The sequence below is a fragment of the Streptomyces asoensis genome, from assembly GCF_016860545.1.
GTDB classification, from domain to species: domain Bacteria; phylum Actinomycetota; class Actinomycetes; order Streptomycetales; family Streptomycetaceae; genus Streptomyces; species Streptomyces asoensis.
This window is the reverse complement of record NZ_BNEB01000005.1, coordinates 58,369-76,589: the sequence shown is the minus strand read 5'-3', so window position 1 is coordinate 76,589 and position 18,221 is coordinate 58,369. Positions and strand designations below refer to the sequence as shown.

General features: G+C 70.1%; 17 protein-coding genes. 8 read left to right on the top strand and 9 right to left on the bottom strand.

Going from position 1 to position 18,221, the window contains the following annotated elements; translation table 11 throughout:
- Positions 1 to 7: 7 nt before the first annotated feature.
- The 5 genes from Saso_RS23660 to Saso_RS23640 all read right to left on the bottom strand — a co-directional run bounded on the left by Saso_RS23660 (position 8) and on the right by Saso_RS23640 (position 6,433).
- Positions 8 to 1,120: a PP2C family protein-serine/threonine phosphatase gene (locus Saso_RS23660; protein ID WP_189921919.1), complete on the bottom strand. Its 1,113-nt coding sequence runs from the start codon at positions 1,118 to 1,120 to the stop codon at positions 8 to 10.
- Between the two features lie 218 nt (positions 1,121 to 1,338).
- Positions 1,339 to 1,758, bottom strand: coding sequence for an FKBP-type peptidyl-prolyl cis-trans isomerase (locus tag Saso_RS23655; protein WP_189921920.1), 420 nt, complete (start codon positions 1,756 to 1,758; stop codon positions 1,339 to 1,341).
- Between the two features lie 80 nt (positions 1,759 to 1,838).
- Positions 1,839 to 5,198 carry an alpha-L-rhamnosidase-related protein gene (locus tag Saso_RS23650; protein WP_189921921.1) on the bottom strand — a complete coding sequence of 1,120 codons (3,360 nt, stop codon included), beginning with the start codon at positions 5,196 to 5,198 and terminating at the stop codon, positions 1,839 to 1,841.
- Positions 5,199 to 5,512: 314 nt separating this feature from the next.
- The gene (locus Saso_RS23645; RefSeq protein WP_189921922.1) at positions 5,513 to 6,037 is read right to left on the bottom strand and encodes a hypothetical protein; all 525 of its coding nucleotides are present in this window, start codon (positions 6,035 to 6,037) and stop codon (positions 5,513 to 5,515) included.
- A gap of 141 nt (positions 6,038 to 6,178) precedes the next feature.
- Positions 6,179 to 6,433, bottom strand: a complete 255-nt coding sequence (locus Saso_RS23640) for an acyl carrier protein (RefSeq protein WP_189921924.1) — start codon at positions 6,431 to 6,433, stop codon at positions 6,179 to 6,181.
- A 158-nt stretch (positions 6,434 to 6,591) separates the two neighbouring features.
- Here Saso_RS23640 and Saso_RS23635 point away from each other — a divergent pair, with 158 nt between their 5' ends.
- Together Saso_RS23635 and Saso_RS23630 are read left to right on the top strand one after the other, a co-directional pair.
- Complete coding sequence (locus Saso_RS23635; RefSeq protein WP_189921926.1) at positions 6,592 to 6,867, top strand: acyl carrier protein; 276 nt, start codon at positions 6,592 to 6,594, stop codon at positions 6,865 to 6,867.
- Positions 6,864 to 8,033 carry a bis-aminopropyl spermidine synthase family protein gene (locus Saso_RS23630; protein WP_189921928.1) on the top strand — a complete coding sequence of 390 codons (1,170 nt, stop codon included), beginning with the start codon at positions 6,864 to 6,866 and terminating at the stop codon, positions 8,031 to 8,033. The genes Saso_RS23635 and Saso_RS23630 overlap by 4 nt, the downstream gene beginning before the upstream one ends.
- Positions 8,034 to 8,070: 37 nt before the next feature.
- Here the strand turns inward: Saso_RS23630 and Saso_RS23625 are convergent, their stop codons facing one another.
- On the bottom strand, positions 8,071 to 9,156 hold the full coding sequence (locus Saso_RS23625) for a cysteine peptidase family C39 domain-containing protein (RefSeq protein ID WP_189921930.1): 1,086 nt from the start codon (positions 9,154 to 9,156) through the stop codon (positions 8,071 to 8,073).
- A gap of 213 nt (positions 9,157 to 9,369) precedes the next feature.
- Between Saso_RS23625 and Saso_RS23620 the strand changes: the two genes are divergently transcribed.
- Positions 9,370 to 9,750, top strand: a complete 381-nt coding sequence (locus Saso_RS23620; protein WP_189921932.1) for an S-adenosylmethionine decarboxylase family protein — start codon at positions 9,370 to 9,372, stop codon at positions 9,748 to 9,750.
- Between the two features lie 10 nt (positions 9,751 to 9,760).
- Here the strand turns inward: Saso_RS23620 and Saso_RS23615 are convergent, their stop codons facing one another.
- Positions 9,761 to 10,456: an alpha/beta fold hydrolase gene (locus Saso_RS23615; protein ID WP_189921934.1), complete on the bottom strand. Its 696-nt coding sequence runs from the start codon at positions 10,454 to 10,456 to the stop codon at positions 9,761 to 9,763.
- A gap of 13 nt (positions 10,457 to 10,469) precedes the next feature.
- Positions 10,470 to 11,543, bottom strand: coding sequence for a PIG-L family deacetylase (locus tag Saso_RS23610; protein ID WP_189921936.1), 1,074 nt, complete (start codon positions 11,541 to 11,543; stop codon positions 10,470 to 10,472).
- A 119-nt stretch (positions 11,544 to 11,662) separates the two neighbouring features.
- Between Saso_RS23610 and Saso_RS23605 the strand changes: the two genes are divergently transcribed.
- The 4 genes from Saso_RS23605 to Saso_RS23590 are packed head-to-tail and all read left to right on the top strand — an operon-like array spanning position 11,663 to position 15,793.
- Complete coding sequence (locus Saso_RS23605) at positions 11,663 to 12,307, top strand: hypothetical protein (RefSeq protein ID WP_189921938.1); 645 nt, start codon at positions 11,663 to 11,665, stop codon at positions 12,305 to 12,307.
- A 26-nt stretch (positions 12,308 to 12,333) separates the two neighbouring features.
- Positions 12,334 to 13,050, top strand: a complete 717-nt coding sequence (locus tag Saso_RS23600; protein ID WP_229901271.1) for a 4'-phosphopantetheinyl transferase family protein — start codon at positions 12,334 to 12,336, stop codon at positions 13,048 to 13,050.
- A gap of 56 nt (positions 13,051 to 13,106) precedes the next feature.
- Positions 13,107 to 14,849 (top strand): B12-binding domain-containing radical SAM protein, encoded by a 1,743-nt coding sequence (locus tag Saso_RS23595; protein WP_189921942.1) that lies wholly within the window; start codon positions 13,107 to 13,109, stop codon positions 14,847 to 14,849.
- Positions 14,846 to 15,793: a Gfo/Idh/MocA family protein gene (locus Saso_RS23590; RefSeq protein WP_189921944.1), complete on the top strand. Its 948-nt coding sequence runs from the start codon at positions 14,846 to 14,848 to the stop codon at positions 15,791 to 15,793. Before Saso_RS23595 ends, Saso_RS23590 begins: the two co-directional genes overlap by 4 nt.
- Here the strand turns inward: Saso_RS23590 and Saso_RS23585 are convergent.
- Positions 15,775 to 16,872, bottom strand: a complete 1,098-nt coding sequence (locus Saso_RS23585; RefSeq protein WP_230426624.1) for a radical SAM protein — start codon at positions 16,870 to 16,872, stop codon at positions 15,775 to 15,777. The two genes, Saso_RS23590 and Saso_RS23585, sit on opposite strands and share 19 nt — an antisense overlap.
- A gap of 301 nt (positions 16,873 to 17,173) precedes the next feature.
- Here Saso_RS23585 and Saso_RS23580 point away from each other — a divergent pair, with 301 nt between their 5' ends.
- Positions 17,174 to 18,220, top strand: coding sequence for a 3-dehydroquinate synthase family protein (locus Saso_RS23580; RefSeq protein ID WP_189921946.1), 1,047 nt, complete (start codon positions 17,174 to 17,176; stop codon positions 18,218 to 18,220).
- Position 18,221 lies beyond the last annotated feature (1 nt).

Sequence of the window (18,221 nt, the reverse complement as noted above, 5' to 3'; positions counted from 1 at the left end):
CTTCGCGTCAGGGTCGCGGTGCCGGGGCGGGGCGGTAGTGCAGGGCGAGGGCGGCGATGTCGTCGTCGAGTGCGCCGCTGCTGTAGTGGAGGAGGTCCGTGTGCAGCCGGCCGAGCAGCTCACGGGGCGCTGTGGTGCGGTGCCGGCGCATCCAGTCGGGCAGCGGGAAGAAGGTGCCGTGGTGGTTGCGCGTCTCGGTGACGCCGTCGGTGTAGAGGAGCAGCTGGTCGCCGGGCGTGAAGGGGACGGTGTCGATGTAGTAGTGGTCGCCGAGGAGCCCGGCGAGGTTGAGGGGCGTGGAGGGCTGGGTGGGTTCGAGGAGGCGGACGTCGTCGCGGTGGACGAGGAGCGGCGGAGGGTGTCCGCAGTTGAGGATGCTGGCGTGGTTGCCGTGGTGGGGGATCTCGGTGATGAGGGCGGTCGCGAAGTGCTCCTGCTGGTCGTGGGCGGGGGTGGTGGTGCTGTAGCGGGTCATGGTGGTCTGGAGGCGGTGGATGAGGCTCGTCAGGTCGGGTTGGTCGTAGGCGTTCTCCCGGAAGCAGTTGGTCACCGCCGCGGCGGCTCCCACGGCGGCGAGGCCCTTGCCGCGGACGTCGCCGATCAGCAGGCGGAGGCCGTAGGGGGTGTCGGCCGCCTCGTAGAAGTCGCCTCCGATGCGGGCCTGCTCCTGCGCGGCGCGGTACAGGGAGTGGATCTCGATGTCGTGGATGCGGGGCGGCAGCGGGCGCAGCAGTACCTGCTGGGCCGCGTCGGCGACGAGCCGGACCTGGTAGAGGGTCTCCTCGCGTAGCAGTCGCAGGTGGCTCGCGTAGGCGGCCGCGAGGGTGACCGCGGCGATGGCGGCGACGGTGTACGGCGTCCCCAGGTCGGAGTAGACGAAGCTGATGCCGATCATGACCGCGAGGCAGAACGCTCCCAGCAGGACGGTGGGCAGTACGGGCCACAGGGCGGCGGCCAGCGCGGGGGCCGCGGGCAGCAGCCTGCTGAAGGCGATCTGCCTCGGTGTGGCGAAGGCCACGGCGGTGATCACGACGGTGACGAGCAGCGGTGACAGCAGTACGGCCTGCCGCTGACCGCCGTAGGGGCGGTGGCGGTGCCGGAGCCGCACTGATCTGATCATGATCGGGATCTTATCGGGACGAATCGGGCGACAGGTGAGTTCGCCACTCGCTGATGCCGCCCCGGGCACGGCCCGGGACGGCGCCCCGGGCACGGCCCGGGACGGCGCCCCGGGCACGGTCCGGGACGGTGCCCCGTGCGCGGTCCGGGACGGCGCGCCGGGCGGTCCGACGGAGCGGACGGCGACGGTCCGCGCCCGGCTCCTCGCAAGCCCCGGGCTCAGGCGGAGCCGGTCGCGCTCCTGCCGGCTCCGGCGGGCCCGCCCACGACCGACAGCAGGTCCACGACGAAGATCAGCGTGGAGCCCGCGGGGATCAGGGACGACGGTGACTGATTGCCGTAACCGAGACGCGGAGGAACGATGATCTCCCGTCGGCCGCCGACCTTCATCCCCCTCACCCCCCGGTCCCAGCCCTTGATGGCCCTGCCGCCGCCCACGGCGAACTTGAACGGCCTGTCCTGCTCCCAGGAGGAGTCGAACTCCCTCCCCGACGCGAAGGTGACCCCCACATAGTGGACCCGGACCACCCTGCCCGGCAGCGCTTCGGGACCGTCCCCGATCACGAGGTCACGGATCGTCAGCTCGGTGGGCGCGGCACCCTCCGGAACCTCGACCCTGGGCTTCGTCGGCTCGCTCATCACGGTCCCCTCGTTCACCACCGGAATCCCGTGCACGGGCCGGCCTGCCGCATGGACCTTCCTCACGGCAGGCGATCACGCTACTTGATACGGATCTCGGCGAGCTGAAGGCGGTATTTGGAGGTCTCGTCCGAGGCGGGTCTGCCGAGTTTTGTCGCCTTCAGGCGCAGGTAGCGGCCGGTGGCGGAGGCGAGAGTGTAGGTCCGAGCGGCTCCGCCGGGGTCGGGTTCGGCTGTCACGGTGCGGGCGGTGGTGCAGGCGCTGGATCCGTCGGGGCGGGTCTGGATCGTGAAGTCGACGGGGAAGCCCGCCGTGCCGCCACCGGCTCCTTCGGTGTCCGTGCGGGGATGGAGGGTGACGGAGCCGATCGGCCGGTCGGCCCCGAGGTCGATCTCGATCCACACGGGTGTGGCGCTGACGTCGGCGGAGGAGAAGTCGATGCTGGTGAAGCCCTTGGCGCCGGGCACGCCGGTGGTGACGCCGTCCAGGACCCGTGTCTTGCCCCAGTCGCCGTTCTCCAGCGTGCAGCCGGCGGTGACGGTGGTCGCTGCGGTGGGGACGGTCAGCTCCGCGAGCTGGAGGCGGTACTTGGTGGACTCGTCGGTCGCGGGTGCGCCGAGCCTGGTGACTTGCAGACGTACGTGGCGGGCGGTCGTGGTCCGGAAGCCGTACGTCTGCACGAGCCCGCCCGGGTCGGGCTCGGCGGTGACGGTGCGGGCGGTGGTGTAGGCGCTGGATCCGTCGGGGCGGGTCTGGATCGTGAAGTCGACGGGGAAGCCCGCCGTGCCGCCGCCGGTCGCCGGGGTGTCGGTGCGCGGGAAGAGCCGTACGGCGTCGAGGTCGGTGTCCGCGCCGAGGTCGATCTCCACCCAGACGGGGTTCGCGCCGACGTCGGGGGAGGAGAATTCGTTGCTCGTGTAGCCCTTGGCGCCGCCCACGCCGGTGAGCCTGCCGTCGGTGAGCCGGCTCCTGCCCCAGTCGCCGTTCTCCAGGCTGTTGTTGCTGGAGACGGGCCGGCCCAGCGCCAGGTCGTCCAGACGGCCGGCGCCCGTGACCGAGAACGTCCAGCCGCCCGGTTGCAGGGTGAAGTAGACGTACGAGGAGTCCTTGCCCGCGTACGTCAGGCCGCTGACGCCGCCGGTGGAGGAGCCGCCGCTGTAGACGGTGGTGCCGCCTGCCTTGATGACCGGTGAGGCGCCGCGATACGTCGGGACACCCACGCGTGCGGTGGTTCCGATCGGGGAGGTGAGGGTCAGGGTGACCTGGTCGCCGCCCCGCGTGATGCCGAAGCGGACGTCCCCCTTGACGGTGGGCACCACGGTGTCGATCTTCGTGAGGGTGCCGGTCTGCGGGACGACGTCGTACGTCGCCCAGCCCGGCTCGGTGGGACGGATGCCCGCGGCGTACGCGGACAGCGCGTACAGGGGACCGCCGTTCCAGGCGTGGTTGTCGGTGCCCGCGGCCTTCTCCCACACCTCCCACAGGGTGTGGCAGGCGCGGTCGGCGACCTGGGCGGCGAAGCGGTTGCGCATGCGCTCCTCGGCGACGGTGGCCGCGCCCATCAGGTACAGCGCCTCCAGGACGTAGAACTCCATGTACGGGCTGGCGTTGAGGTGGGTGCGGAGCACCTCGGTGATCGCCCGCTCGCGGGTGGCGGGGGCCAGTCCGGCGACGACGGCGAGGGCATTGCCGCGGTCGTCGGTGTCGCCGTCGTAGCCGGGGGAGCGGTATGCGTTCCCGGAGGAACTCCACAGCACCCGGTCGAAGTTGGACCTGATGCTGTCGCGCTTGGCCTGCCAGGCGGGGACGTCGCCGCTGTTGCCGCTGAGACCGGCGAGGGTGATGGCCGTGCCGAGAGCCAGGTGGTACCAGCAGTTGTCCAGGAGGCGGGCGTCGATGTTGCTGCCCCAGTCCTCCCAGTCCCAGTCCCCGGCCCGGTGGCCGACGAGTCCGTCGGCGTCCAGGCTCCACAGGTCGAGGTAGGCCGTCACCGCCGGATAGGCGCCGGTGACGGCGTCGGTGTTGCCGGTGTAGAGGTGGTAGGTGCCGAAGGACCACACCGAGGCGAGCATCTGGACCGGCAGCTCGGCCGTCCAGATCGTCGACGGGACCGGCGAGTACAGCGCGCCGCCGGGCTTCTGCCAGGAGGCCAGCTGGGAGATGGCCTTCGCGCCGAGGGCGTGGGAGCGGGTGTCGAAGGTGTAGAAGCCCTCCTTGAGCTGGTTGACGACGTCGCCCCACCACTGGGAGCGCTCGCGGGTGGGACAGTCCATGTAGTTGTCCCGCATGTTGACGTACATGGTGCGGGCGGCCTTGCCCCACAGGGTGTCCAGGAAGGCGTCACTGCTCGTGAACGAGCCGGCGAAGTCGGTGTCGTAGCCGGACTCCCGGTACTTCAGGTCGAGGATGCCCACACCCGCGGGGATCGTGTAGCGCACGGCGGTGCCGCTCATCCACGCCAGTGCCTCGAACTCCTGCACGCCGCCCTTGCAGACGTAGGTGGCCCGCACGTTGTACTGCGTGCCGGGCTCGATCCCGGTCAGCCCGGCGCCGTCGTCGTAGTGATCGGTCTGGACCCCGATCACCGCGCCGGCCGGGGCATCCACCTTCAGGTACGGCGTGACCTGGATGTTGGACGGCAGGACGGCCGACACCGCGGTGGCACCCTGGCCCGTGGACGGCAGCGAGGCCGCGTTGACATACGCCTTCAACCCCGAGTGGCGGAACTGCGGGATCGGCCGCTGCACCAGGCCGTTCCAGGGCGCGGCGCCCGCGGCACCGAGGTCGGTCGGCGCGCTCCAGCCGCTGTCGTCGTAACCGGGGGACTCCCAGCCCGTCATCGCGGTGGAGTTGCGGGCGTCGTAGTAGACGTTCGACTCCGGCAGGCGGAAGTTGACCTGCGTGCCGCCGGTGTTGTTGGCGTAGCCCGGGTGGACGGTGTGCTTCCAACTCGCGTCGCTCACCAGCCGGGTGGTCGGGCCCGCCTGGATGTCCGACTGGAACAGCAGACCGCCCTTGCCGCTGCTGTTGTGCGAGAAGCCCTGCTTGCCGAAGTACCAGACCAGCAGCGCGACCGTGTTGCCGCCGCTCTTCAGGTACGGGGCGAGGTCGATCTCGTCGTAGTAGGTGTCCGTGCGGTTCGGGCCGCGCTTGAGCCCGCCCTCGAAGACCACCATCGTCCCGTTCACCCACAGCCAGTACTTCGAGTCCGCCGCGATCTGCGTCACCGCCTTCGACGGCGCGGAGCCCAGCGTGAACGATCTGCGGAAGGCCACCCACTGGTTCGCCGAACTCGACGGAGCCCAGATCCACTTCGCGGTCCAGGAGACGGCGGCCGCCGCCACCGGAGCGAGCCCCGGCAGAAGCGCCGAACCGAGGGTGGGCGCGAGCGCCACGGCGATGGCCGAGCGCAGGACGGACCGGCGCGATACAGACGACATGCGGGCTCCTGCTGTCGGTGTGCGGTGCGGTGCGGTGTGCGGTGAGAGCGGCGGGCGTACGTGAAACCGGGCGCCAGGGGAGAGAGTGCCCCCAGGGAGCTGAATCGTTTCATTCATATGATTGCAGCGGTGATTTTTCGTCGCCGCACAAGACCCTGTCAAGGCTCGTGCGGCAGGTATTCGGTACGAGGTGCCTGCGGCCGCTGTGCCGCACCCTGGCCTGCCGCTGCGGGACGAACTGACGTCGCTCGACGAACATGGCAACCACCCACCTTGGTGGCCCGGCTTCATTCCGGCGTAACTGCGCCCGTCGGCTACCAGCCGAACTCGGGTGGGCCGACCACCTCGGTGCCGACCTGTGCCGCCAGCCATGTGGCGCGTGCGTCGTGGCCGGGGCGGGCGTGGACGAAGACGGTGTGCTCGGGGGCCCACTCCTCGCAGTGGATCGTGTGGGTGTTGCTCGCGACCTGCAACTCGGCGTACTTGTATTCCTCGTTCAGCCCGAGCTCCGGGACGGCCGGCCACTTCAGGTTGTGCCACAGGATGTAGCACCTGGTGATGCCCGCCCAGGTTCCGAGAGCCTCTCTCGCCTGTTCAAGGGTCGTGGCGGGCCGGCTCACACTGGCGGTCCTGCTGCCGGATTCCTCGTACCACGTGACGCTCGCGTCCGGTGCGGTCTCGGTCAGGTGGCGCACCTGATCGTCGTCGTGCGCCCAGGCGTCGAGGTAGCAACCGTCGGGGTCGTACCAGGACGCCACCGACAGCAGTCTTTCCGCGAGTGCCAACGCCTCGGTGAGATCCGTGGTCCGCAGCACGGGCCAAGCTCGTGTGTTCCCCATGGCGGCATCCTGCCAGCGTGATCGTTCTGCTCGCCAAGCGATTTGTGGGAGCCCGAGGGACACACGCCATGGGTCCTCCAGTCCACTGTCTGCCCACCCTGGCCACCCAGCCCCGGTGGGCAGCAGATCGCGGGGACCTGTTCAGGAGACGCGAGGCAGCTTCGACAGGCTGTTCCACAGGGTCGACGGTGTCTCGAAGGTCTCCATCACCAGCATCTCGTCGGGGAGTTCCACCGAGAACCTGTCCTCCAGCTCCGCCACCAGGCCCAGCAACGTCAGCGAGTCCAGGCCCAGTTCCGTGAGGCTCGCGTCGGCGTCCACGGGTGTCTCCTCGTCGAGGAACGGGAGGGACTGGCGGAGCGCGGACTCGAAGTCGCTGTAGGAGAGGTCGTTCACGGGCTGCTCCTCGATGCTGTGGGGCCTGTGGGCGACGACTGCGCCCCCGTACCGGCCAGGGTAGTCCGTACGCGATCAAGGAGGGGAGCCGATTCCTGAAACAATCTGTTCATGCTCGGCCAGTTTGGCCGATCATCTCCCCGAGCAGGTATTCCGGCGTGACAAGTCATCAGGAGAGAGAATTACTCGACGACGTATCCATCCTGCTGAAATCGGTCGACGGGACATTCGATCCACAACGGATCGCGCCCGACGCGCATTTACTTTCCCTCACCTTAGGGTCCTTGCAGCTGCTGGAATTCCTGAACCGGCTGGAGGAGCGGTTCTCGATCTCCATTCCCGATGAGGATCTCGTCGTCGACCGATTCTCCACCCTGGAGAAAATCGTCGCCTATGTCGCCGCTCGGCAGGCGGCGACCGGGGGCGGGAGGTGAGTGCCGAGCACTACGTTGCCTGGTCCGGAGTCCTGCGGAATGCGGGACCGGGCGAACCGGGCGAGGTGTGCGACCCGCGGGCCACGGTGCGCGCGGTGGCCCAGGTCGTCCGGCGTGCGCGGGGCGGCGGACGGCTCGACGACATCGTCCGTGGCCCGATGACGGTCAACTCCGGACTGTGGGTGCTGTCACGGCTGCACCGGGCCGGGACGGCGCCGATCGACCCCGCCGGCACGGTGCGGCGCCTCGCCGGGACTCCGTCCACCCGCGACGACGACGGGGCCCCGGGGCTGGTCGACCTGACGCTCGCCGACGGGCTCGCCGACTGGGACGTCCTGTCCGAGGTCCTCGCCCGGCGTACCTACGCACCGGACCCGGAACTGCACCAGAGCTTCGACACGTTCGCCTCGCTGCGGCGACGGCTCGCGGTCATGGACTACTACGACGACCTCCACGGCCGGACGGTGCTGCAACTCGGCGACGACGAGATGTTCGGCGTGGCGATCGGCCTTGCGGACGGCGTACGGCACGTGCACGTCGCGGACACCGACGAGCGGGTCCTCAGGTCGATCGGCGACGAAGCGGACCGCCTCGCTCTGCCGCTCACCACGCACGCCGTCGACGTACGCCACGCCCGCCCGGAACTGACCGACGTGGACACGTTCTTCGTGAGCGGGCTCAAGGACCCCGGTGGGCTCTTCCTGTTCGTGGCGACCGCCCTGTCGACCGTCCCGGGAGCGGGGGCGGTCGGCTACGTCAGTTTCGATCTCGACGTGTACCGGGCCGACGGCGCTCCCGGCCAGGACGAGGAGCCGGCCCAGCGCGAGATCCTGCGGATGTTCGACCGGCTCGACTGCACCGTCACCGCTCTCCTGTCCGGCGACGACGGGTTGCTCGACGACTCCGTCCTGGCGGACCTGGGCGCGGCCACCCGGGAGGCGGCACGACGTGCCGCCTCCCCGACGGAACTCGGGGCGCGGCTGCGGAGCCTGCTCGCCCGCCGGCCGGCCGGTGCCGACCTGCTGCGCTACCAACCCGGATTCCCGCACGCGCAACTACGGCCCATCTCGCTCGCCCGTATCGAGACCGGCCCCGCTAGCAGACGATTGGCGAGCCGTTACCTCCGCTTTCTCCAGAGCGCGGCGCCGACCGTGCGTGGTGGCTGACAAGCGGGTTGCCGATCGCGGCCACAGCTGAAGCCGGTCATCGGGTCGGCACGTCATCCCGCACTTTCGCATTCCACTCGCTTTCCAGGGTCACCGTCTCGGTGATGAGATCGGCGATACGCCGGACCGCCTCGGGGCCCTTGCGGAAGCGCAGGAAGAAATAGTTGCGGGTCATCTCCCAGCGCCGGGAGAGGGCTTCCGCGTCGGCGGCCCGGTCGAGCAGGGGTGGGAGGGCGCACGTCTCGGCGGCGGCCCGCAGAAAGCGCGCGTTCAGGGCGCGTTGACTGGCCAGTTCGCCGAACCAGGCGCTGACCTCGATCGTTCCCACGGGGCTGAGCGAGGCGAAGGCCTCCGGGTCGGCGCGCAGTTCGTCGGCACACGCGGTGGCCAGGTCCGTGCCGGCGGCGAAGTCCGCGGTTCCCGCGAGGGCGGTGAGGAAGCGATCCCGTCGCCCCTCCTCGTGTGTCTCCTCTGTCTCCTTCCGCGCTGCCTCCTGGGGGTCACCGGGGGCGAGCGGGCCGGGTTTCACGACCGCCGTGAGGTTCCGCCAGTCGGGGTCGCCCCTACGGGCTTCCCCCAGCGCGTCGGAGGACATCGCGGTGCGCAGTGCGGCGCTGTCCATGAAGCCGTCGAAGAGCGACCCCTGGTAGCGGTCGACGATCCTCAACGCACCGTCTTTCCCGTCGCCGCCCCCTTTCCCGTCCCCGCCCACGGGACGGATCACCACCCGGTGCGAATGGTGCTGCTGGCCGTGGAACGAGCTGTGGGGGACGTGGAAGGTGTCCACCCAGGCGATCACCGGATTCCCGACCGACAGTTGGTCCCGGATGTATTCCTCGGCGCGTCGGGAGTCGGGGTGACGAACGTGGTCGGTGGTGAGGCCGTACCACTCGCTCAGGATCTCCTCGGGCGTCCGGCGGTGGATACCGATCCGTTCGACGGGCCATTCGGATTCCACGGCGTCGAGCCTGCGGTGGTATCCCCAGTGCTCTCCCATAACGCTCGGATCGTGACCGAGCCAGGCCGCCGTGACGCCGAAGGTCGCCGAAATACAGTCAAGTGCCAGGAACTCCTTGCCCGATACGTCCTGCCGCTCCAAGAACCCCGCTCCTTCGTCGCTCATCGCCGTCCATGGTTTTCCGGCCAATCCGAACCGACCTCCCGCGACACCCTTGACGCAGGAGGTCCGCGCGCCTTAGGGAGCGCCGGATGGTACGCTGCGCGGCGCCGGGCCGTCGGTGAATCGGTCGAGCCGATTGTCGTCCTCGGCCGTCAGACCAGCACATTCCTATCCGAAAGGAGACGGAGGCGAGCGTTGAGCGGCCTCCGGTTCCCCATGACAGACTCCAGCAGTCCCGCCACCGAGGACATCAACGTCGACGATCTGTGCTCGTACGCCGTCGACGTGTGGGTGAGCGACCACAGCATCCTGACCGATGAGCAGCGCCTCCTCGAGGTCCTGCGCACGGCCGCGGAGAAGGGGAACGCCACGGTTCTCGGCGAGTCCTCGCACATCTTCCCCAACGGCGCCGTCACCGCGATCCTCCTGCTCTCCGCCTCGCACCTGAGCATCCACACCTGGCCGGAATTCAGCCTCGCCAACATCGACCTGCTCGCGTACGGCCGCCTGAACGGCGAGCGGATGATGCAGAGCGTCGAGGCGGGACTCTCGCCCACGAGGATCAACGTGACGCGCATGCTGCGCGCGGTGCACTGACCCACGCCGTTCACAGCCACCCCGACAGCGAGCCGAGGAACGCGTCGAAGCTGTCGCGGTGGATCGCGTGCGTGGCGTCGGGCACGGTCCGCACCTCGAACCCGCGCCGTGCCAGCTCCGCGCACATGTCCCCGCTCACCAGCGTGCTCGGCTCGGCGGCCTGGACGAGTGAGGGGACGAGCGGCTCTTCTGGGGTGTGGTCGGCGGCGCGGTACGCGGAGAGGGCCGAGGCGGACGTCTCGTCCCAGGCGTCCAGCGCCGCCAGCTCGGCCGCCACCTGACGCTCTCCCCAGTGCGGGCGCAGGCTCTTGATCAGCAGCCGGGGGGCGCGCTTGAAGAGGGTGAAGACCGCCGGGTCGAGGGTGCCGTCCGGGCCGCCGAGGCGCCAGGCGGGCTCCGAGTAGACGGCACGCCCCGGCCGAAGTTCCGGGACGGCGAGAGTCAGGGCCAGGGCGCCGAGCGAATGGCCCAGCGCCAGTTCGGGGCCGTGGGGCAGCGTGTCCAGCAGATCCTGTGCGAAGAGTCGCGGCGCGTACGCGCCCCGGCCGCTGGCGCCGTGACCTCGCAGATCCACGGCGAGGACCCGATAGCCCTTGCCGGTGAGGACCGGGACCAGCTCGTGCCAGGTGCGGTGGTCGGCCATGAGGCCGTGGACGAGGACGGCGACGCGATCGCCGGTGCCCCACTCCCGGGTGTGCAGTCGCATGCGGCGCCCGCCCTCACCCGGCCTGGGCGGCTTCCTCCGCCGCCGTGGCCGCCAACTCACCGTAGGCGTCGGCGGATTCCGGCAGCACCCACAGGCGCTCCGCCCACCCCGGCGCGCCGAGCTGCCGGCCGTGCCGGACGATCCGCTTCGAGACCGCCTCCAGCACCTGGAGCCGGTAGGGCCACAGTGCCTCCTGCTTGGTGCGTACCGCCGCCTCCGACGCCGGAATCAGCAGGGGGACCGGTGAGACCTGCTCGCGGCCGATCGCCAGCCGGCCGGCTTCCGCCGTGGCGTCGGCGAACAGGGAGTACGGCATGTCCTCGTAGAAGGCGACCCGTTCGGGCTCCAGCGTCTTGCGGGCGATCAGGTGCAGCGCGGCCTGCCGCGTGAGGATGTGGTCGACGTGCCCGCCCACGGCCAGCGGCACCAGCACCGGGCCACCCCCTGCCACCTCGGCGGCCAGGTCGGACGCGACGCGCTCGAACAGCTCCGGCTCCGCCGCGCGGGCCGTATCGACGGACTGCGGCCCGAGGAAGTAGCCCTCCTGCCATGCGGCGCGGTCGGCGGCGTCCGTGTGCCCGAGCACGGTCAGCCCGGCCCCCAGCACCCCGCACGCCACCCGCTCCTCCGCCAACAGCAGCCGTGAGGCGAGCGCGGGGCGGCTCCGGTAGTGAGCGCGGCGCGTCCACGTCTCGTGCGAGAACACGTCCACCACCCGGCCGCCGAACCGGGCGAGCAAGGCGCCCAGGGCGAGCTGCGCGTCGTCCGGGTGGGGAGAGAGCAGGGTCAGCGCGCTCGACGGTCGTGAGCGGGGCCGTGGAGCGGCGACCACCAGCCCGGCCGCGTGCCAGCCGGCGATCAACTCCCGCTCCGGGGAGAGCCAGGAGCGGTAGGGCCGGGTGCCGTCGCACGCGTGCCACAACTCCGTGGCCGACGAGGGGAAAAGGGCTGGATCGACGGGATCGCCGAGGAAGCGGACCCCGGCACCGTCGAACTCGGCGTGCGGCAGCCGGATCGGCCGGTCGTCCGCCAGCAGTGTGTGCGTCGTGCGCCGGACCGAGGGGGCGGGGGAGGGGCGCTCTGGCATGCGCAGGAGTGTAGACCACGGGTCGATCATGGAACTATGGGAAGGAAGAAGTCAGTTGGAGCACGCGACAGATCAGTGATCCACCCTGCGATCCGCACGCGACGAGAGGCTCGAACAGCATGTACGTACTCACCCAGGGACTTGCTGCGCCGGAAGCCACCAGTCTGCGAGAGGCCTGTGAGCGCACCGGACTGCCGCTGAAGGAGCCTGCGGCGCACGAGTGGCGGGACCTGGGCGCGCACGTCGCCGACGACCTCCTCGTCGCCTTCGTGGCCGCAGAGGCGGACGGCACGGCTCCGCCCGGACTGTCCGAGATCACCCGGGAAGGCGCCTACGCGGTCCTCGTCCAGTCGGCGCCGACCGCCAAGGGCACGCTGGCGGCGGTCCGTTCGGGCGCCGGGTTCGTGATGGCCGCGCCGCTCGGCGTCGAACGCCTCGTGTCCTTCCTGACCTACCTGCGCGACGTCGCCGCCCCCGCGTCCGCCCAGATCCTCGACCTGGACGAGACCGGCGAGCTCACCACCCCGTCGGCCTCCGTACGCCTCTCGGACGCCGAGGCCACGGCGCTGCGGGCGCTCGCCGACCGCCGGGCCGTCATCGTCCCGCGGCCCGACCTCCTGCGGTTGACCGGTGAGGACCCGCGGGACGTCATCGAGTCGCTGCGCGCCCGGTTCCGGGAGGTCGGCTCGGGCGCCCAGATCCTCAAAGTGCCCCACATGGGGTTCCGGCTGGTCGGGGAAGTGCGGCTGAAGGCCGGAGCGTGACAGCGGCTCTCCCGCCTCCACGCCCGGTGCAGCTGTGGTGGGCCCGTCTGGCCGACGCCCGCCCGGACCTCGTGGGTCTGCTCGATCCCGTGGAACGCGGCCGCTACGAGGCCACGGCCGACCCCGGCAACAGACGCCGGTTCCTCGCGGGCTGTGCGGTCAGCAGGGTGGTGCTCGGGGAACTGCTGGAGATGCGGCCCGAGGACGTCCCCCTGCGGCGCGTGTGCGCGCGCTGCGGCGGGCCGCACGGCAAGGTCACGCTCGGCGTACCGGCCGCAAGCGTCCACGCGGACGTGCGCTTCTCCGTCTCGCACAGCGGGGACGTGATCGGGCTCGCGGTCACCCGTGGCGCGGACGTCGGGCTCGACGTCGAGGACGGCGGCGGCACCGATGTGGAGAAGGTCGCCCCTCGCGTCCTCGCCGACGCGGAACTGACCGCGCTGCGCGCCCGTCCCGAGGACGAACGGCCGGCTGCCTTTCTGCGTTACTGGACGCGCAAGGAGTCCGTCCTGAAAGCGATCGGCGTCGGCTTGCGCGTTCCGCTGCGTGGACTCCAGGTGTCGGATCCCGCGTTGCCGCCGGCTGTTCTGAGTTGGCCCGAAGAGATGGATTCCCGTCACGAAGTGCGTATGGCAGATACGGTGGTTGACACGACGCATCCCGCGTCGGTGTCGGTGACGGGAACCACCCGAGTGACACTCGAACGGCACGACACGTCCGCGATGCTTCAGGCGTGGAAATAACTACATTTGTTTTACATCGAGTTCGTTTAAGGACCACGGGGAAGGGTTAGGGTCAGATGTCGGACGTCGTGCTGTTGACCCCGCGTGAGATAGCCACGGGGGCGCTCAGCCTGAACAACCAGAACGTGACCGTCACCGACGAGGAGTACGTCCGACTCGATCCGGCACTGAGAATCTTCTACGAGAAGGTCCGGGAAAACCTCGGACTGGCCTGCATCACCGGATATCTGCGCAACGCCGGACACTCCGTCACCTCGCTGAACCTGCACGGCCGTACGCCCAGCGACGAGGCCATCATCGAGCTCATCCGCCGTGAGCGCCCCCGCTTCGTCGGCATCAGCATCATGTACGACCTGCACATCATCGACGCCATCCGGCTCATCCGGTGCGCGCGGACCGCCGACCCCGACGTCTTCATCGCCATCGGCGGCGCCTTCTGCACCTACAACGCGAAACTCATCGCCGAGCAGGTACCGGAGGCCGACTGCGTCACGTTCGGCGAGGGCGAGCTGACCGTCGTCGGGATCATGGACCGGCTGACCGCCGGGACCGACTGGCGGGAGACACCCGGGCTGTTCTACCGCGACGGCGACCGGGTGCGCAGCAGTGGCATGCCCGTGCTGCCGGACCTCGGCAACCTCGTCTGGCCCGCCCGTGACGTGCTGGAGTACCACCGGGCCGCCGGCATCGCGACGCCCGTGGCCTCCACGTTCACCAGCCGGGGATGCCACGCCAAGTGCACCTTCTGCTACGCGCCCCGCCAGCCCGGAGTGGTGGACGGCTTCTGGCGGATGCGGCCGCCGGGCGATGTCGTCGACGAGATCGAGTACCTGCAAAGGGAGTTCGGGACCCGTTTCATCTGGTTCAACGACGACAACTTCGGAGGGGCGTTCGGCGACGGCTTCGCGCACGCCGTCGAGTTCGCCGAGACCGTCCTCAGCCGCGGTCTGAAGTTCCAGTTCCACTGCGAGTTCCGGGTCGACTCCGGGCTGATCGACCACGAGGCTCTCGACCTGCTGCACAGGGCGGGCCTGTCGTCCGCGCTGCTGGGCATCGAGTCCGGGTCTCCCGGCATGCTGCGGCGGTTCAAGAAGGGCACCACGGTCGCCTACAACCTGGACGCGGCCCGCATGTTCAAGCGCAAGGGCCTCGGCCTCGACCCGGGCTGGATCATGATCGAGCCGAAGACCACCATCGACGAACTCTGGGAGAACCTCGAGTTCATCGTGGCCGCCCGCATCCACGAGGCGGACAATCCGTTCTTCCTGATCAACCGGGCCATCGCACTGCGCGGCACCGAGATGTACGACAAGATCGAGGACCCGCTGCCGCTGGCCGACATCGAGGGCCTGGAGGGCGACGCCTACGAGATCCTGCGCACCGCCCGCCGCGACTACCGGGTGCCGGACCCCCGGGTCGAGGCGCTGTGGAGCGCGTGGAGCGAGGTCGGCGAGGAGATCAGCGACCGCAAGGAGAACGTCCTGCCGTTCATCGCCCAGAAGATCGCCCTGGGCGCCCGCCGGCTACGGGGCACGGAACACAATCCGCGCGCCTTCCTCAGCCGCCTGCGGGCCTGGCGCAACGGGCTGCCGGAGCTTTTCCTCGCCTTCATGAACTACGGACTCGTCCTCGCCGAGACCGACCCGCCCGACCTCGCCACCCGGCTCACCGCCGACCTGCGGGACCTCGTGGCCGACTACGACGCCGAGCACCTCGGCGAGTCCTTCGAGGCGTTCGGCGAGCGGGTGGAGCGCATCTGCGGCGCCGAGGCCCTCGTCGCGGCGGGAGCGGGCCGATGACCCTGCGCTACGGAGTGGTCGGGTGCGGTCGCGTCTTCCAGCGCTACCACCTGCCCGTCGTCACCAACCACGAGGACTACACCCTCGTCGCCGCTTGCGACACCGACGCCGACAGCGCCCGCTCCGTCCTCGGCGCGGCGGCGGAAGGCGTCCTGGTCACCACCAGCCTGGAGGAGTTCCTCGAGGTCGGCAGGCCCGACGTGGTGGCGGTGTGCACCCCCAACGACGCCCACACCGAGCCGGTGCTCGCGGCACTGGAGGCCGGGGCGCACGTCCTGTGCGAGAAGCCGCTGGCCGCCGATGTGGCCGAGGCGCGCCGGCTGGCCCGTGCGGCCGGCGCCGACCGGCTCGCGGTCAACCTGCCCTACCGTTTCCACGAGCTGGTGCCGGCCTTCCTCAAGGCGCTGCCCGAGGGCCCGTGCGAGATCACCCTGACCTTCACCACGGCCGGCCAGCGGCTGTGGCGGCCGGTGACGAACTGGTACGGCGACGCGGCCCGGGCCGGCGGCGGGGCACTGGTCGACCTCGGCGCCCACGCCCTGGACCTGCTGATCACCGCCTTCGGGCGGCCCCGCCCGGTCGCCTGCCGGGTCGATGCGGCAGGGGTGGAGGAGCGCGTCGTGGCCGATCTGGAGTTCCCGGCAGGTCACGGGACGCTGCGCATCGACCGCCGCAGCCGGGTCATGGGACTCACCCTGGAGGCCACCGCCGAGAACGGCGAGAGCACCGTCCTGGACCTGCGGCGCGGCGAGGTGCGCAGCGCCGCAGGCACGGTCACCGCCGAGGACCGCCGGCCCGAGCTGGCGGCGATCCGCGGATTCCTCGACACGGTGGCGGGGCGGGCCCAGGGCCGTACGGTGGCTCCGGCCCAGGCCCTGGAGGTGCAGGAACTCATCGTGGCGCTGTACGCCGACGCCGTCCGCGATCAGGAGCTGACGCTCTGAGCGACGCCTTCTCCGGTTGCGGGGGCGTCGGATATCACCGGCCGGAACGTCTCCTTCAGCTCCCGCAGCCGGGCGCGTGAGCGCTCTCCCGAGTACAGGTGCGTCGAGCCGATCTCCTCTTCCGCGATCCGGTCGAGGAAGAACAGGTTGATGACGTCGGACGGCGTGGCGCAGGTCTTGCAGAAGCTGAACCGCGGCCGGTCGTGCATGAACAGGTCGTAGTGCTGGTGCGAGCCGTACTGGTCCAGCAGCAGCGTGCGGTCCTGCGCGAGGTTGCCCATCGGCTTGACCCAGGCGTGCGGGCACGCGGAGACATCGCCCTGGCCGAAGAGCTGGGCCATGGTCGCCGTGACGAAGCAGCCCAGGGTGCGCACGTTCGTCTTGAGCTGCTCGGCCATGTGCTCGACGTAGGCGCGCGGCGGCAGGACGTCCGCGAACTCGTCGTAGTGCTCCACCAGCGGCACCAGGTGGTCGCCCGGCGGCGGCCCCATCCGCTCGGCGGTGTCGCCGCGTACGGGGAAGAAGTACAGCGTGGTGCTGCCGGCGACCTCGTCGCGCAGATACCGGGCGAACTCCAGCTGGCCCGCGTAGTTGGCGTCGGTGAGCACCGACTGGATGTCGATGCGCAGTCCGGCCTCGGCCGCCGCGTGGAGACTGCGCATGATCACGTCGTGCAGCTTCGCCTGCTTCGGGGGCAGACGGTGCCGGTTCAGCTCCAGCGTGTGGCCGTCCAGGGAGATGTTGAGCTGGACGTTGCCCATCGCGGCGAGGGCCTCGATGCGGCGTTCGTTGAGGAACACACCGTTGGTGATGACCTGAACGGTCTCGTAGCGGCGGCTGGCCTCCTGGACGAACTCGGTGGACCCCTTCAGCCAGAAGAACTCACCACCGGAGAGCCGCAGAATGGGCGCGTCCACGTGCTCGTGGTACATGTCCAGTATCTCGTGCCAGTCCTGACGGCGATCGGTGGTGAGCCGCAGCCGTGCGTCCGGCACGTTCATGAGGAGGTTGTACTCCTCGGTGAGGCAGTAGGAACACCGCATTTGGCAGAGTTGTTCCTCGATGACCATGTCGTTCATCAGGAAGGGGAGTCGACCGCCTTCGGCCGCCGAGGCGGTGAGTGCGGCACGAAACTTTTCCTTAAGGCGCATGAAAGTCCCCGTTTTGCGTCTGCTTGCGATTAACGGCCAGGTCGCTCGACAGGTCAACCCTAACTGTTCGTCAAGCAGGTAGCCATAGGGCCCAGTTGGACCTCCATGACAATGAAACACTTTGAACATGTCGTGACCGGCGGTTCTCCCGTCGGGGGTGGACCTTGATCGGCACCGTTGGTTAGCATGGCGTCGGTGAGGGCCGGACAGCCACGGGGGCACTGAAGGCATGAGCGCAATACGCCGTATCGACGTCACACTGAAAGACCACGACTACGCCGTCCATGTCGGATCCGGCGCGCGGCTGCTGTTGCCGGCCGTCCTGAGAGAACTGGGCGTCGGCCGCGTCGCCTTGGTGAGCGCCCTGCCGCAGCGGGAACTCCCCGACCCCGGCGTGCCGTTCACGGTCGTTCCGGTGACCGACGGCGAACAGCACAAGACACTCGCGTCGGTGGAGACGTACTGCCGCGCCTTCGTCGAGGCGGGGCTGACCCGCGCCGACGCCGTGGTCGCCTGCGGCGGCGGCACGACGACCGACACCGTCGGCCTGGCCGCCGCCCTCTACCACCGGGGCATCAAGGTCGTGCACCTGCCGACCACGCTGCTCGCCCAGGTCGACGCGAGCGTCGGCGGCAAGACCGCGGTCAACCTGCCCGAGGGCAAGAACCTGGTCGGCGCCTACTGGCAGCCGAGTGCGGTGCTGTGCGACACGGACTTCCTGGACACCCTGCCCCGACGCGAACTGCTGAGCGGATACGGTGAGATAGCCCGCTGCGCGTTCATCGGCGCCGGTGATCTGCGCGGGCTCGACCTGACCGACCAGATCGTGGCGAGCGTGACGCTGAAGGCGTCGGTCGTCGCCCGCGACGAGCGCGACCGGGGGCCACGCCACATCCTCAACTACGGCCACACCCTCGGGCACGCCATCGAGCGCGCCACCGACTACGCCTGGCGGCACGGGGAGGCGGTCGCGGTCGGCACCGTGTTCGCCGGGCTGCTCGCGGGCCGGCTGGGGCGCATCGACCGGAACCGGGTGGCGGAGCACCGGGAGATCGTGGAGAGCTTCGGACTGCCCACCTGGCTGCCGTCCGGCGTGCCCGCGGCGACCCTGGTGGAGCTGATGAGGCGCGACAAGAAGGGACAGGACACCGACGCCGGGCTGACGTTCGTCCTGGACGGCCCCCGCGGGGTCGAGCTGGTGCCCGGGGTCGACGAGCGCCTGGCGACCTCGGTCCTGGCGGACCTGCCCACGGGCGCCGCCCCCGCATCGGACTGAG